Origin of the sequence: Nonomuraea sp. NPDC003560, from assembly GCF_042878785.1 — a bacterium.
Lineage (GTDB): Bacteria > Actinomycetota > Actinomycetes > Streptosporangiales > Streptosporangiaceae > Nonomuraea.
The window spans coordinates 158,072-171,277 of sequence record NZ_JBIAOF010000014.1; the positions used below are offsets into that span (position 1 = coordinate 158,072).

Here is a 13,206-nt window from a genome sequence, read left to right on the forward strand (position 1 = left end):
CCCACGATGCCCACTGGCCCGCGCCCGGGTCAACCACGGCCGGACCGGGCGAGTTCCCGCGAGGAGCCGATCTCCTCCCGCAGCCGGGCGACCACGCGGCCGGTGCCGGAGTCCGGGTCGGCCGTGTACATGACGATCGCCAGGTCGGGCTGGCCGGGCACGGCCAGGGTCTCGTACCCGAACTCCAGCTCGCCCAGCTCGGGGTGGCGCAGGCGCTTGGTCCCGTACGTCTTCTCGGCGACCCCGTGCTCGGCCCACAGGCGGACGAAGTCGGGGTCGGCCGACAGCTCGGCGACCAGCTCGGCCAGCAACGGGTCCTCCGGGTGACGCCCGGCGTACAGCCGCAGGTACGCGACCGTGTCGGCGGCCACCTCGGCCCAGTCGGGGTAGAGGGTGCGCGTGTGCGGCGCCAGGAACACCTGGAGGAGCTGGTTGCGCCGGCCGTCCGGAACGCCGGCGAAGCCGCTGACGCGGTCGGCCAGCGCGTTCCAGGCCAGCACGTCCATCCGGGGCCCGAGGACGAACGCGGGCATGCCGTCGGCCAGGTCGAGCAGCCTGCTCAGTCCGGGCCGCAGGACGGGCCGGCTCACGTGCCTGGCCGGCCGGAGCAGGTCGCGCAGGTGGGCGCGTTCGGTGTCGTCCATGCGCAGGACCCGGGCGACGGCGTCGAGCACGGCGTCGGAGACGTTCTGGACGCGTTCCTGCTCCAGGCGGATGTAGTAGTCGACGCTCACGCCGGCGAGCAGCGCGACCTCCTCGCGCCGCAGGCCGCTGACCCGCCGCCGCCCCGACGTGGGCAGCCCGGCGTCCGCCGGATGGATCCGGGCCCGACGAGAACGGAGAAACTGCCCCAAATCACCTTCCACCGCTTCAGGGTAGTACCGCCGTTACCAGGAAAAGCCGTGCGCTGGGTAAGTCCGTGCGGCTCGGCCAGGGTGAGAGGCATGACGAACTACGAGAACCTCTCGGGCCGCATCGCCGTCGTGACCGGAGCCGCCAGCGGCATGGGCGAGGCCACGGCCCGCCTGCTGGCCGCCAACGGCGCCAAGGTGGCCCTGCTCGCCCGCCGCGCCGACCGGCTGGCCGAGTTGGCCGCCAAGATCGACGCCGACGGCGGCACCGCGCTGCCCGTCACCGTGGACGTCACCGACGACGAGAGCGTGGCCGCCGCCGTGGAGGTCGTCCACACCGGGCTGGGCCGGGCCGACCTGGTCGTCAACGCGGCCGGCGTGATGCTGCCCAACCCCGTCCAGGACGGCCGCCTCGACGAGTGGACGCGCATGCTGGACACCAACGTCGCCGGCGTGCTCCGCGTCACCGGCGCCTTCGCCGCCGACCTGCTGGCCGCCGCCGACGCCGGGCGGACGGCCGACCTGGTGAACATCTCCTCGATCGGCGCGCACGTCACGTTCCCCAACTACGCGGTCTACGGCGCGACCAAGGCCGCGCTGACCCACCTGTCGGCCTCGCTGCGCCCGGAGTTCGGCCCGCGGGGCGTGCGCGTGACGAACCTCGAACCCGGCCTGACCGCGACCGAGCTCGGCGACCACATCGACAACGCCGAGCTGGGCGCGCAGCTCGCCGGGATGTTCGAGGCGTTCACCCCGCTGACCGCCGACGAGATCGCCGACCTCATCGGCTACACGGTCAGCCGGGCCCGGCACGTCAACCTGCGCCAGGTGGTCGTGCTGCCGACCGCCCAGGCGTAGGCGGGAAGCCCGCGCGCGTCCGGCGTGTTGACGCCTGCATGGACGATCGTTTCGCGGATCAGCGCGTGATCAGGCAGCTGCTGCACGAGGCCGGGACGTGGGTGTTCGTGGGGCTCGGCGACGACCCGCAGCGCACGGCCTACGACCAGGCCCAGCGCATCCAGGCGCGGGGCAAGAAGATCATCCCGGTCCATCCGGCGGGCCGGCCGGTGCTGGGCGAGCCGGGCTACACGTCGCTGGCCGAGGTGCCGGTCAAGCCCGACGTGGTGGCGGTCTACCGGCGTTCGGAGTTCGCCGGCCAGGTCGTGGACGAGGCCATCGCGGCCGGCGCGAAAGCGGTGTGGCTGCCCATCGGCGTGATCGACGAGGCGGCCGCCCAGCGCGCCCTCGACGCCGGGCTCGACGTCGTCATGGACCGCTGCCCCGCGGTGGAATGGGCGTTGCGCCGCAATCCCTGATCGCGAGGTACGGTGCGGTGAGGGAGGGCGGATCCATGGAAGACGACCACATCACCACGATCGGCACGTGCTTCGCGTGCAAGCGCACGTTCCCCTACACCACCGCGAACGTCACCATGATCACCATCGACCCGGAGACCGGCCTGCCTCCGGACCGGACGGTGCTCGGCACCCAGCGTGAGCCGGCCCCGGAGGCCCTGGCCCGGTCGGTGCCCGAGCCCGTCTGCCCCGACTGCCTGACCAGGGCGCGCGAGTTCAAGGAGCGCATGAGCTCCCCCGCGCCGTTCGAGACCTGGCGCCGGCCCGAGCCGAACTGACCTCATCCGGCCGACGGCCGGGCGCGTCCGGCACAGAGCTCCTGGTAGGCCAGCGCCAGCAGGGTCACCACCGCCGTGCCCGCGGCGGGCCCCACGACGAGCGCCGCCGACAGCTCGCCCGCGTGCCAGCCCGCCGCCGTGATCGCCGCCGACGTCAGCACCGTGACGCCGAACGTCGCCGCCCACAGCGGCAGCAGCCGCAGGTAGGCGAACACCAGCGGGAACGCCGCCCACACGAACGGCGCCGCCGCCACCGCGAGCACCGCCCAGCACGCGGTCACCAGCCCCAGCCACACCCGCCCGAGCATCGGCCGCGACGGGCCGCCCTGGATCACCTGACCCAGACCGTAGAGCAGCCCGAGCAGCACGCCCCCGGCGGCCTCGGCGGACCGCTCCTCGCCCAGCACGGCCAGCACGGCGATCACCAGCGACGCCCAGAAGGCGCCGTGGACTGACCACCTGAGCAACCGCAATACGGTAGACATCCACGGAAAGTCCATGACTGTTCACCAACAGTAACGGACGCTCCCCGGTGCTGAGAAGGTCAGCGGCGGCGCAGGGTGAGCACGAAGTACAACACCCCGGCCAGCAGCAGCGCGATGACCACGCCGATGTTGGCCGCCCCGAACGTGCTGTTCCGCAGCTCGTCGCTCATCAGGAACCCGACGACCGCCGCGATGTGCTCGTCCGCGGACGTGATCAGGCCGACGCCCACGACCGAGGCGACCACCAGGGAGACCAGCCCGGCCGGGTTGAGGGCGGGCGCGCCGGGGCGCAGCAGGCGCTCGTCGTAGGCGCGGCCGCCGTCCCGCAGCCGCCACATGTCCACCAGGAAGATCGCCACCCAGGCGGCCATCACCACGCCGATGATCGCCAGGAACGCCTGGAAGGTGCCGAAGAAGTTGTCGGAGACGAACAGCAGGTAGTAGCCGCCGAGCACCATGAGGAGCCCGTCGATCAGCACCGCCAGGTGCCGCCTGACCGGCACGCCGAGGGCCAGCATCGACAACCCCGACGAGTAGATGTCCATGATGGCCCCGGCCAGGAAGCCGCCGATCGCGGTCAGCAGGTACGGCAGCAGGAACCAGGTCGGCAGCGCCGCCGCCAGCGCGCCCACCGGGTCGCCGCCCGCCGCCTCGGCCAGCTTCGGGTCGCCGCCCGCCAGCAGCACGCCGAACACCAGCAGCACCATCGGCGGCAGCGCGCCGCCCAGCGTCGTCCACAGGGCCACCGACCTGGGCCGGGAGCCGGCGGGCAGGTAACGGGAGTAGTCGGCGCCGCAGTTGACCCAGCCCAGGCCGAGCAGGGTCATGGAGAGGATGACGCCGCCCACCCAGCCGCCGGGGCCCGCCGTCGTCTCCAGCGAGCCGCCCAGCCTGGGCAGCATGAGGATCAGGTAGACGACGGTCAGCACGACGAACGCGTACGTCAGGTAACGCTGGACGACCATGATCATGGCGTGGCCGTACACGCCCACGGCGATCACGACCAGCGCCGCGACGGCGAAGCAGCCGGCGGTGGCGGTCGTCTCGGGGATCCCGGGCGCCACGCGGCGCAGGATGGCGGCCCCGCTCTGCGCGGAGAGCGTGACGAGCACGATCTCCCAGCCCACGTTCGACACGTACGACAACACCGCGGGCAGCTTGTTGCCCTGGTACCCGAAGGGCGCCCGGCCCAGCGTCATCGTCGGCACGCCGGACCGGCTGCCTGCGACGGCGACCAGGCCGACCAGCAGGAACGACAACGCGTACCCGACCGCGCCGGTCACGACGGCGGGGACGACGCCGAGGCCGAGCCCGACGACGTACACGCCGAACGCCACCCCGAACAGGGACAGGTTCGCCCCCGCCCAGGGCCAGAACAGGTCGGACGGTCTTCCCCGCCGCTCGCTGTCGGGGACGGCGTTGATGCCGTTCCGCTCCACGGCCATCGTGTCCATGATCACTTGCTCCTTCGCGGGGGCCCGGCAAAGAAATCATTGTCCGCCTAGGACGATATTTCCCACCCTGGGGGGAATCATGATCGCTGCCGCTGTTCCGCAGAGAGGTCGCGATGCAGGCACCCGGTTCCGACACGCGCAGGCGGGCGCTGGGCGTGTGCCTGGTGGCGGCGTTCATGTCGGGCCTGGACGTGAGCATCGTCAACGTCGCCCTGCCCTCCATCCGCGCGGGCCTGCACGCCTCGGACGACGGCCTGCAGTGGACGCTGTCCGGCTACGCGCTCACGTTCGGCCTGCTGCTGGTCCCGGCCGGGCGGATGGGCGACGCCAGGAGCCGCAGGACGCTGTTCATGTGGGGTGTGGTGCTGTTCACGGCGGCCAGCGCGGCCTGCGGCTTCGCCTGGAGCATGCCGGTGCTGATCGCGGCCCGGCTCGTGCAGGGCATGGCGGCCGGGATGCTGAACCCGCAGGTGTCCGGCCTGATCCAGCAGATGTTCCTGGGCCACGAACGCGGCCGGGCCTTCGGCGCGCTCGGCGCGACCATCGGCGTGTCCACCGCCGCCGGGCCGCTGATCGGCGGCGCGCTGGTCACCGGGTTCGGGGCCGCGCAGGGCTGGCGGTGGGTGTTCCTGGTGAACCTGCCCATCGGGATCGCGCTGCTGCCGCTGGCCTGGAAGTGGCTGCCCGAGCCCGTCCCCGGGCCGGTGCGCACCGGGCGGCGGGAGAGCATGGACCCGGTCGGCGTGCTGCTGCTCGGCGTGGGCGTGGCGACGCTGCTGCTGCCGTTCATCCAGCAGCACCAGTGGAAGGGCGAGGCCAAGTGGCTGCTCGTGCCGGCCGCGCTGCTCGTGCTGGCCGGGTTCGTGCTCTGGGAACGGCTGTACCGCAGGGAGCCGCTGGTGGACCTGTCGCTGTTCGCCAGGCGGTCCTACAGCCTCGGGTCGGCCATCGCCCTGTTCTACTTCGCCGGGTTCACCGGGATCTTCTTCGCCTTCACCCTGTACCTGCAGAGCGGCGAGGGCTACAGCGCGCTGCTGGCCGGGTTGTCGATCACGCCGTTCGCGCTGGGGTCGGCCGGGTCGTCGGTGGTGGGCGGCAGGCTCGTGGGCCGGGCGGGCAGGAAGCTGGTCGCGGTGGGGCTCGGGACGGTGATCGCGGGCCTGCTGGCGACCATGGTGGCGACGCTGCTGGTGCCGGGGGCCGGCGTGGGCGCCGCGACCGCGCTGCCGCTGCTGGTCGCGGGCATCGGCAGCGGCCTGGTGATCTCGCCCAACCAGGCGATCACGTTGTCGGAGGTGCCGCCCGCGGGCGGCGGCAGCGCCGCCGGGGTGCTGCAGACCGGGCAGCGGCTCGGGTCGGCGATCGGCATCGCGGCGGCGGGCTCGGCGTTCTTCGGCTCGCTGCCGCAGGGCTGGCCGACGGCCTTCCGGCACGGCCTGTGGGTGGTGCTGGGGTTCGTGGTCATGGCGCTGGCCGCCGCCCTCTACGACCTCTTCCGCTCCCGCGCCGCCCACTGACCGGGCCGCCGCCGGGCGGCTACAGGTCGGCGGGGTCCGGATCGTCCTCGTCGCCGTACTCGGCGGGGGTGAGGGGGCCGCGCGTCCTCGCCGGCTCGCGGTCGGGGACGCGGACCCGCCGGACGGGCTCGGGCTCCCCCGGCACCCGGACGGTCAGCCCGGGGGCGAGCAGCTCGACGTCGGCGTGCTCGGGAGTGCGCCGGGCCCGCCAGGACGCCGCCAAGGCCAGGGCGAGCAGCAGCTCCGCGGCGCCCCCGCCGTAGAACATGATCTCCGCCGCACCCCTGAGCTGGCCGGACGGCACCGGCAGGTCCAGCCATCCGGCGTACATCACCTGGGACAGCCCCGCGTGCACGGCGACCGCCACCCCGACCACGGCCAGCCGCACCGGCACCGGCGGGCGGCGCGGCGCGGGGTCGGGCCCGGCGACGACCCAGGCGAACAGGTAACCGGTCAGCAGGAGGTACGCGTGCACCGGCGGCGCGGGGACGAGCCCGTACAGGGGCGTGCAGGACAGGGCCGCCATGCCGCCGGCGCTGAGCACCAGCGCGGTCCACGGGTTGGCCGGCAGGTGGACGGCGGGCCCGCGGAGCGCCAGGGTCAGGCGGCGGGCCTGCGCGACCGGCAGCGAGCGCAGCAGCAGCGTCACCGGCGCGCCCAGGGCCAGGAACAGGGGCGCCGCGATGCCGATCAGCAGGTGCTGCACCACGTGGCCGCGGAAGTCGGTCGCGGCCAGCGCGGCGACGGGGTCGGTGAGCGCCACGGTCACCAGCGCGCAGCCGCCCGCGAAGCTCGCGGTACGCCACCGGCTCCACGCCGTCCGCCCGGCCAGCACCACGTACGTCACCAGCACGACGAGCGCCGGCGCGGCCCAGAACCCGCTCAGGTGGTGATGATGCGGCACAGATCGATCACCTCGCCCATGTGTCGCGGCAGCCGCCCGGCGAGGACCGGCGGCCTGCCCGTGGCGCCTCCCACGTGATCCACTATTCGAGCGCCACGCCGGGCCGGCCCGGCGGGACACCCCTCTTTGCGGGCCGCTTGCCGAATCTCGATCCGGACTTTTCCCCGTTCAGGTCTCCATGGGTAGGTCTCAGGGGATGGCGAAAAGGCTCTTTCCCCGCTCGATCCGCGGGCGCCTGACCACGCTCGCGACATTGGTGGCGGCAGTGGTCCTGGCCGTCACGGGCGCGCTCGCCCTCACCCTCGGGCCGGACAACCTGCACGGGCTGGTGGAGACCCGGGTGGAGCTGGCCGTCCGCAGGGTGGCCAGCGAGGCCCGCGCCGGGCAGCTGCCCGCGTCGCTGGAGGCCCCGGCCCGCGTGCAGCTCCTGCAGGTGGTCGACGCCGACGGACGCGTGCTGGCCACCAGCCCCGGCCTGCACCACGGCCAGCGGCTGTCCGGCATGCGGGTGGACAAGCCGGAGACCCTCTACAGCGCCGAGAGCACGCTCACCGGCCTCAGGGACGAGAAGGAGGCCCAGTACCTGATCATGGCGATGAAGGTGCGCACCCCCGACGGCCGGCTCGTCACGGTGTACGGCGCCTCCTCCCTCAGCGACGTCAACCGGGCGCTGTCCTGGCTGAACGCCACGGTGTTCCTCGGCACGCCCATCGCCCTGGTGATCGTCGCCGGCATCACCTGGGTCGTGGTCGCCTCCGCGCTGCGCCCGGTCGAGCGCATCCGCGCCGAGCTCGCCGAGATCACCGGCCGCGACCTGAGCCGGCGCGTGCCCGTCCCCGAGACCGGTGACGAGATCACCGACCTGGCCACCACCACCAACCACACCCTGGACCGTCTCGAACGCTCGGCCGAGACCCAGCGCCGCTTCGTCGCCGACGCCTCCCACGAGCTGCGCAGCCCCATCTCCGCCCTGCGCACCCAGCTGGAGGTCGCCAACGCCTACCCCGACGAGACCGACTGGCCCGCCACCGGCGCCCGCGCCCTGGCCGCCGCCGAACGCCTCACCGGGATCATCGACGAGCTGCTCCTGCTGGCCCGCCTGGACGCCGGCGCCATCCCCGACCGCCGCGTCGTCGACATGTGCCGCCTGGCCGAGGAGCAGGTGCGCCGCCGCGAGGGCGGCAAGATCCCCATCGTCGTGGACGTGTGCGCCCACGCGCCCGTCCTCGGCTCGCCCGTCCAGCTCGACCGGCTGCTGACGAACCTGCTGGACAACGCCACCCGGCACGCCGCGCACCGGATCGACCTCAAGGTGTGGGTGGAGGGCGACCGCGTCTACGTCTCGGTCACCGACGACGGCGACGGCATCCCGCCCGCCGACCGCGAGCGCGTCTTCGAACGCTTCACCCGGCTGGAGGACGCCCGCCGGAAGGAGAAGGGCGGCAGCGGGCTGGGCCTGGCGCTGTCCCGCGAGATCTGCGCCTCGCACGGCGGCACGCTCAAGGTCGCCGACCACGAACCGGGCGCCCGCCTGGTGGCCTGCCTGCCGCTGTACCGCGAGCAGGAACGCCCCGCCGACTCACCGCACCGGTCCTGACGTCCGGCTCACCGCACCGGGTCCTGGCGTCCGGACGCACGCCGTCGCGCCTCGTCCGGACGCACGCCGTCGTGCTCTGTCCGGACGCACGCCGTCGTGCTCTGTCCGGAAGAGCCGGAGGCCCGCACGGCGGGACCTCCGGCCCGGGGATCACTTGATCATCGTGATGCGGTTGGCCGCCGACGGGCTGATCGGCGAGTGCGCGGTCAGGTACGCCGTGAACGCGTCGAGATCGACCGGTCCGCTCCACGTGTCCGTGCTCTGCGTGAACACCGAGAAGCCGTCACCGCCGCCCATCAGGAAGTTGTTCGCGGCGATCTTGATCGACTGCGTGTCCGTGACGGGGGCGCCGTTGAGCTTGACGTCCGACACGCGCGACCCCACCGGCTTGGTGGTGTCGAAGGTGTAGGTCAGCGACGACGACACCTGGAGCAGCCGGTGGTTGATCGCGCCCGTCGCCGGGTTGGGCGTCCAGACCTGCTGCTCCAGCAGCGCCTTGAGCTGCGCGCCCGTGTACGTGCGCACCTGCACGATGTTGCTGAACGGCTGGACGGCGAACGCCTCGCCGTAGGTGACGACGCCGTCGCCCTCGGACCCCGACTGCGCGTACGTCAGCGAGGTGCGGATGCCGCCCGGGTTCATCAGCGCGATCTCGGCGCCCGCCGGCTTGGCCGCCTCCAGCTGGGAGTCGGCGATGAGGTCGCCGAGCGGCGTCTCCGGCCTGGTGGTCGCGGCCGAGGTGTTGGTGACGACGTTGGTGATGTCACCGGTGATCGAGCCGATCTTGCGGTTGGCCACTTCGGCGCTGCGCGTCCGCCACGTCTGAACTTGCGCCTCGACCTGCGGGTCCGGGGTGACCGTACGGGCGACGACCTTGTTGTCCGCGGTGACCGAGGAGCGGACCACGTCCCGGGTGCGCTTGTCGACCCGCAGGTCGATCTGGGTCAGCACGCGGCCGAACGACGAGCCCTGCGTGTAGTAGCGGTCCTGGCCCGCCGGGTCCTTGGTCTTGCAGATGTAGGCCTGGTGCGAGTGGCCGCTGATGACCAGGTCGATCTGCGGGTTCAGCTCCCTGGCGATGCGCGAGCCGGCGTTGGCGGTGTTCGCCGAGCACGCGTCCGGGCTCTGGTTCGGGGTGGTCGAGTCGCCCTCGTGCATCAGGACGACCTGCGCCTTGACGCCCCTGCGCGCCAGGTAGGCCGAGGCCCGGTTCGCCGCGGCGACCTCCTCGGTGAACTGCAGGCCCTTGATGCCCTCGGCGGTGACGATGGTCGGCGTGGTCGCCGTCACCAGGCCGATGAAGCCCACCTGCACGCCGTTGATCTTCTTGACGTAGAACGGCGGCAGGGCGTACTGGCCGGAGCCCTCCTTGAGGACGTTGGCGGCGAGGAAGTCGAAGTCCGTGCCCTTCCACTGGCCGGCGGGCGAGCAGCCGTCCACCGGGTGGCAGCCGCCGTTCATGAGGCGCTGCAGCTCGGCGTACCCCTCGTCGAACTCGTGGTTGCCGGCCGCGGTGGCGTTGAGGCCGAGCGAGCCGAGCACCTCCAGGGTGGGCTCGTCGTGGTAGGCGGCCGAGATGAGCGGGGACGCGCCGATCAGGTCGCCCGCCGCCACGAGCAGCGTGTTCTCGGTACGCGCCTGCTTGACGTACGTCGCCAGGTACGACGCGCCGCCGGCGATCGAGTACTTGCCGCCGGGCAGCCCGGTCAGCGAGCCGTCGGCGTCGACGAGGGGGCCGTCCGGGTCGAGGATGCGGCTGGAGGAGCCCGACGGCGGTTCGAGGTTGCCGTGCAGGTCGTTGATGCTCAGCAGGCGGACCGGGACGGTCGGCCCGCCGTGGCCGGTTCCGCGATCGGCCGAGCCGCTGGTCGCGGCGACCGCGGGCGCCATGGCCAGGGCGATCCCGGCCGCGGTGGCGGCGCCGGCCGTGCACAGCCGGAGGAGGGTGCGTGACGTCATGAGAGGGACGTTACGACGTCTCCCTATGCAACGAATGTCGCAAAGGTAACGATTGACCGGGGCAGCCCATGGCATTGTTCGCCATTGGTACGCCTAGAGTTCCTTATGTGGGTGCGCATGTGAAGATCTGCGAACGGCTCGACGACGACGAGGTCTCCCAGGTTCTCCGCATCGTCGAGGCGGCGACCGAGACGGACGGGGTCCGCCCGCTCAACGAGCACGTGATGCTCCATCTCCGGTACGGCGGCGACCCCCGTGCCCGCTCATTGCTGCTGCACGCCGACGACGGCGCGCCCGCGGGCTACGCGCACGTCGACCCGACCGACGAGGTCGAGGGGCCGAGCGCGGAGCTGGTCATCCATCCCGCCTACCGGCGACAGGGCCACGGGACGCGGCTGCTGCGGGCCGTGCTGGAGCTGACCGGCGGCAGGGTGCGGCTGTGGGCGCACGGCGACCACGCCGGCGCCGGGGCGCTGGCCGCGTCGTTCGGCTTCGACCGGGTGCGCTCGCTGTGGCAGATGCGCCGCTCGCTGTTCGCCCCGCTGCCGCCCTACACGCTTCCGGAAGGTGTGGAGCTGCGCACGTTCGTCCCGGGTCAGGACGAGGAGGCGTGGCTCAAGGTGAACTCCGCCGCCTTCGCCCACCACCCCGAGCAGGGCGCCTGGACGCTCGACGACCTGCACCGGCGCGAGCGCGAGCCCTGGTTCGACCCCGAGGGCTTCTTCCTGGCCGTCCGCGGCGACCGGCTCGCCGGCTTCCACTGGACCAAGATCCACGGCTCGTCCGAGCACGGCCACGAGCCGCTCGGCGAGGTCTACGTCGTGGGCGTCGACCCCTCCCAGCAGGGCACCGGCCTGGGCCGGGCGCTCACCCTGGCCGGACTGACCCACCTGCGCTCGCGCGGCCTCGCCCACGCGATGCTCTACGTGGACGAGGCCAACACGGCCGCGATCAGGCTGTACGAGTCCCTGGGCTTCGCCCGCTGGGACGTGGACGTGATGTACGCCGGCGGATAGCCCCCGGCTGATGGACGCCGACGGACAGCCACCGGCGCCCCACTCCACCGTCAGGCCCTACTCACCGTCAGGCCCTACTCACCGTCAGGCCCTACTCCACCATCAGGTGGAGGACGCCGTAGGCCAGCGCCGCCACGAGGGCCGCCGCCGGGATGGTGAGCACCCAGGCGGTCACGATGTTGCCGGCCACGCCCCACCGCACGGCGCTCAGCCGCTTGGTGGCGCCGACGCCCATGATCGCCGTGGTGATGGTGTGGGTGGTGGAGATCGGCGCGCCGAACCCGATCGCGGCTCCGTACAGGACGGTGGCCGCGGCCGACTCGGCGGCGAACCCCTGGGGCGGGTCGAGCGCGATGATCCGCCGGCCGAGCGTGCGCATGATGCGCCACCCGCCGGCGTACGTGCCGAGCGAGATCGCACCGGCGGCGCTCAGGATGACCCACTGCGGGATCCCCTCGCCGGGGCTGGCGTACCCGCCGACCGTGAGCGCCAGGAAGATGACGCCCATCGTCTTCTGCGCGTCCTGCAGGCCGTGCCCGAGCGCCATGGCGGCGGCCGAGACGGTCTGCGCGTAGCGGAAGCCGCGGTTGGTCCTGCCCGGCTGGCTGTTGCGGAAGATCCAGTAAATTGCGATCATGATCAGCGCGGCGAGGCTGAACCCGATCAGCGGCGACAGGATCATCGGGATGACGACCTTCTCGACGACGCCGTCCCAGTGCACCACGCTGGCCGAGGCCAGCGCGGAGCCCACCAGGCCGCCGATGAGCGCGTGACTGGAGGAGGAGGGCAGCCCGAAGTACCAGGTGATCAGGTTCCAGACGATCGCGCCGATGAGCGCCGCGGCCACGACGACCAGGCCGTGCGGACCGTTGGGAGCGTCGATGATCCCTTTTCCGACGGTCTGGGCCACCTGAGTGCCCAGGTGGGCGCCGATGAAGTTCATCGCCGCGGCCATGAACAGCGCGGCCCTGGGGGTGAGCGCCCGGGTCGAGACGGAGGTCGCGATGGCGTTCGCCGCGTCGTGGAACCCGTTGGTGTAGTCGAAGGCCAGGGAGATGACGACCACGCCGATGACGAGGGCGAGCGTGAGGTCCACTGGGCCTAGCTTTCCTTGACCGCGATCGACTCGACGGTGTTGGCCACGTGCTCGAAGGCGTCGGCGGCCTCCTCCAGGGCGTCGACGACCTCCTTCATCTTCATGACGGTGAGCGCGTCGTACTCGCCGCTAAACAGCTTGGCCAGCAGCCTGCGGTAGACCTGGTCACCCTGGTTCTCCAGGCGGTTGACCTCGATCCAGTACTCGTTGAGGTTCTTCATGGAACGCAGCCGGGGCATCGCCTCGGCGGTCAGCTCGGCGGCGCGTTCCAGGACCTCGACCTGCCGGACCACGTCTTTGGGGAGATGGTCGATCTGGTAGAGGACGATGAGGTCGGAGGCGGCCTCCATCGCGTCCATCACGTCGTCGAGGTTGGAGGCGAGGCGGTAGATGTCCTCACGGTCGAACGGAGTGATGAAGCTCTCGTTGAGCCGGTTCATGATCGCATGGGTGCGTTCGTCACCGGCGTGCTCGCAGGCGCGCATCTTCTCGGCCAGGGCTTCCCTGTCCGATCCGTCACTGATGATCTCGACCAGCAGACGGGATGCCGTGACCAGGTTGTTCGCGGAGTCGGCGAACAGGTCGTAGTAGCTGTCCTCACGTGGCGTGAGACGCAGGCGCACGTCGTTCTCCAGATGTGCGGGGATGGTCCGTGGAAGAGGGTACGGGTTACCAGGCGAAATGCGAACTTCAT

13 protein-coding genes are annotated in these 13,206 nt (G+C 72.1%); 6 read left to right on the forward strand and 7 right to left on the reverse strand.

Features of this window, described 5'->3' with window-relative positions:
- Nucleotides 1-29: 29 nt before the first annotated feature.
- Nucleotides 30-866 carry a helix-turn-helix transcriptional regulator gene (locus ACFYUV_RS42225; protein ID WP_387679509.1) on the reverse strand — a complete coding sequence of 279 codons (837 nt, stop codon included), beginning with the start codon at nt 864-866 and terminating at the stop codon, nt 30-32.
- A gap of 78 nt (nt 867-944) precedes the next feature.
- Here ACFYUV_RS42225 and ACFYUV_RS42230 point away from each other — a divergent pair, with 78 nt between their 5' ends.
- The 3 genes from ACFYUV_RS42230 to ACFYUV_RS42240 all read left to right on the forward strand — a co-directional run bounded on the left by ACFYUV_RS42230 (nt 945) and on the right by ACFYUV_RS42240 (nt 2,484).
- Nucleotides 945-1,709, forward strand: coding sequence for an SDR family oxidoreductase (locus ACFYUV_RS42230; protein ID WP_387679512.1), 765 nt, complete (start codon nt 945-947; stop codon nt 1,707-1,709).
- Between the two features lie 65 nt (nt 1,710-1,774).
- On the forward strand, nt 1,775-2,167 hold the full coding sequence (locus ACFYUV_RS42235; protein ID WP_352319836.1) for a CoA-binding protein: 393 nt from the start codon (nt 1,775-1,777) through the stop codon (nt 2,165-2,167).
- Nucleotides 2,168-2,202: 35 nt separating this feature from the next.
- The gene (locus tag ACFYUV_RS42240) at nt 2,203-2,484 is read left to right on the forward strand and encodes a hypothetical protein (RefSeq protein WP_387679515.1); all 282 of its coding nucleotides are present in this window, start codon (nt 2,203-2,205) and stop codon (nt 2,482-2,484) included.
- 2 nt (nt 2,485-2,486) lie between these two features.
- Here the strand turns inward: ACFYUV_RS42240 and ACFYUV_RS42245 are convergent, their stop codons facing one another.
- Complete coding sequence (locus ACFYUV_RS42245; protein WP_387679518.1) at nt 2,487-2,951, reverse strand: hypothetical protein; 465 nt, start codon at nt 2,949-2,951, stop codon at nt 2,487-2,489.
- Nucleotides 2,952-3,028: 77 nt separating this feature from the next.
- Complete coding sequence (locus ACFYUV_RS42250; RefSeq protein ID WP_352319839.1) at nt 3,029-4,423, reverse strand: cytosine permease; 1,395 nt, start codon at nt 4,421-4,423, stop codon at nt 3,029-3,031.
- Nucleotides 4,424-4,536: 113 nt separating this feature from the next.
- Here ACFYUV_RS42250 and ACFYUV_RS42255 point away from each other — a divergent pair, with 113 nt between their 5' ends.
- A complete protein-coding gene (locus tag ACFYUV_RS42255; protein ID WP_387679521.1) occupies nt 4,537-5,940 on the forward strand; it encodes an MFS transporter in 1,404 nt (467 codons plus the stop codon).
- 19 nt (nt 5,941-5,959) lie between these two features.
- Here the strand turns inward: ACFYUV_RS42255 and ACFYUV_RS42260 are convergent, their stop codons facing one another.
- On the reverse strand, nt 5,960-6,844 hold the full coding sequence (locus ACFYUV_RS42260) for a cytochrome c oxidase assembly protein (protein WP_387679524.1): 885 nt from the start codon (nt 6,842-6,844) through the stop codon (nt 5,960-5,962).
- Between the two features lie 256 nt (nt 6,845-7,100).
- Here ACFYUV_RS42260 and ACFYUV_RS42265 point away from each other — a divergent pair, with 256 nt between their 5' ends.
- Nucleotides 7,101-8,441, forward strand: a complete 1,341-nt coding sequence (locus tag ACFYUV_RS42265) for a sensor histidine kinase (protein WP_387679527.1) — start codon at nt 7,101-7,103, stop codon at nt 8,439-8,441.
- Nucleotides 8,442-8,591: 150 nt separating this feature from the next.
- On the opposite strand, the gene ACFYUV_RS42270 is transcribed toward ACFYUV_RS42265, so the two are convergent.
- On the reverse strand, nt 8,592-10,400 hold the full coding sequence (locus tag ACFYUV_RS42270; protein ID WP_387679530.1) for a bifunctional metallophosphatase/5'-nucleotidase: 1,809 nt from the start codon (nt 10,398-10,400) through the stop codon (nt 8,592-8,594).
- A 107-nt stretch (nt 10,401-10,507) separates the two neighbouring features.
- Here ACFYUV_RS42270 and mshD point away from each other — a divergent pair, with 107 nt between their 5' ends.
- On the forward strand, nt 10,508-11,416 hold the full coding sequence (gene mshD / locus ACFYUV_RS42275; protein ID WP_387679533.1) for a mycothiol synthase: 909 nt from the start codon (nt 10,508-10,510) through the stop codon (nt 11,414-11,416).
- 91 nt (nt 11,417-11,507) lie between these two features.
- On the opposite strand, the gene ACFYUV_RS42280 is transcribed toward mshD, so the two are convergent.
- Both ACFYUV_RS42280 and ACFYUV_RS42285 read right to left on the reverse strand, forming a co-directional pair.
- Nucleotides 11,508-12,512: an inorganic phosphate transporter gene (locus ACFYUV_RS42280; RefSeq protein WP_358289487.1), complete on the reverse strand. Its 1,005-nt coding sequence runs from the start codon at nt 12,510-12,512 to the stop codon at nt 11,508-11,510.
- Between the two features lie 5 nt (nt 12,513-12,517).
- Nucleotides 12,518-13,135, reverse strand: a complete 618-nt coding sequence (locus ACFYUV_RS42285) for a DUF47 domain-containing protein (protein WP_106243913.1) — start codon at nt 13,133-13,135, stop codon at nt 12,518-12,520.
- Nucleotides 13,136-13,206: the final 71 nt, after the last annotated feature.

Excerpts from the sequence above, each read along its gene's own strand:
- ACFYUV_RS42230 (WP_387679512.1), top strand. The coding sequence starts at position 945 with ATGACGAACTACGAGAACCTCTCGGGCCGCATCGCCGTCGTGACCGGA.
- ACFYUV_RS42240 (WP_387679515.1), top strand. The coding sequence starts at position 2,203 with ATGGAAGACGACCACATCACCACGATCGGCACGTGCTTCGCGTGCAAG.
- ACFYUV_RS42250 (WP_352319839.1), bottom strand. The coding sequence starts at position 4,423 with ATGGACACGATGGCCGTGGAGCGGAACGGCATCAACGCCGTCCCCGAC.
- ACFYUV_RS42255 (WP_387679521.1), top strand. The coding sequence starts at position 4,537 with ATGCAGGCACCCGGTTCCGACACGCGCAGGCGGGCGCTGGGCGTGTGC.
- ACFYUV_RS42270 (WP_387679530.1), bottom strand. The coding sequence starts at position 10,400 with ATGACGTCACGCACCCTCCTCCGGCTGTGCACGGCCGGCGCCGCCACC.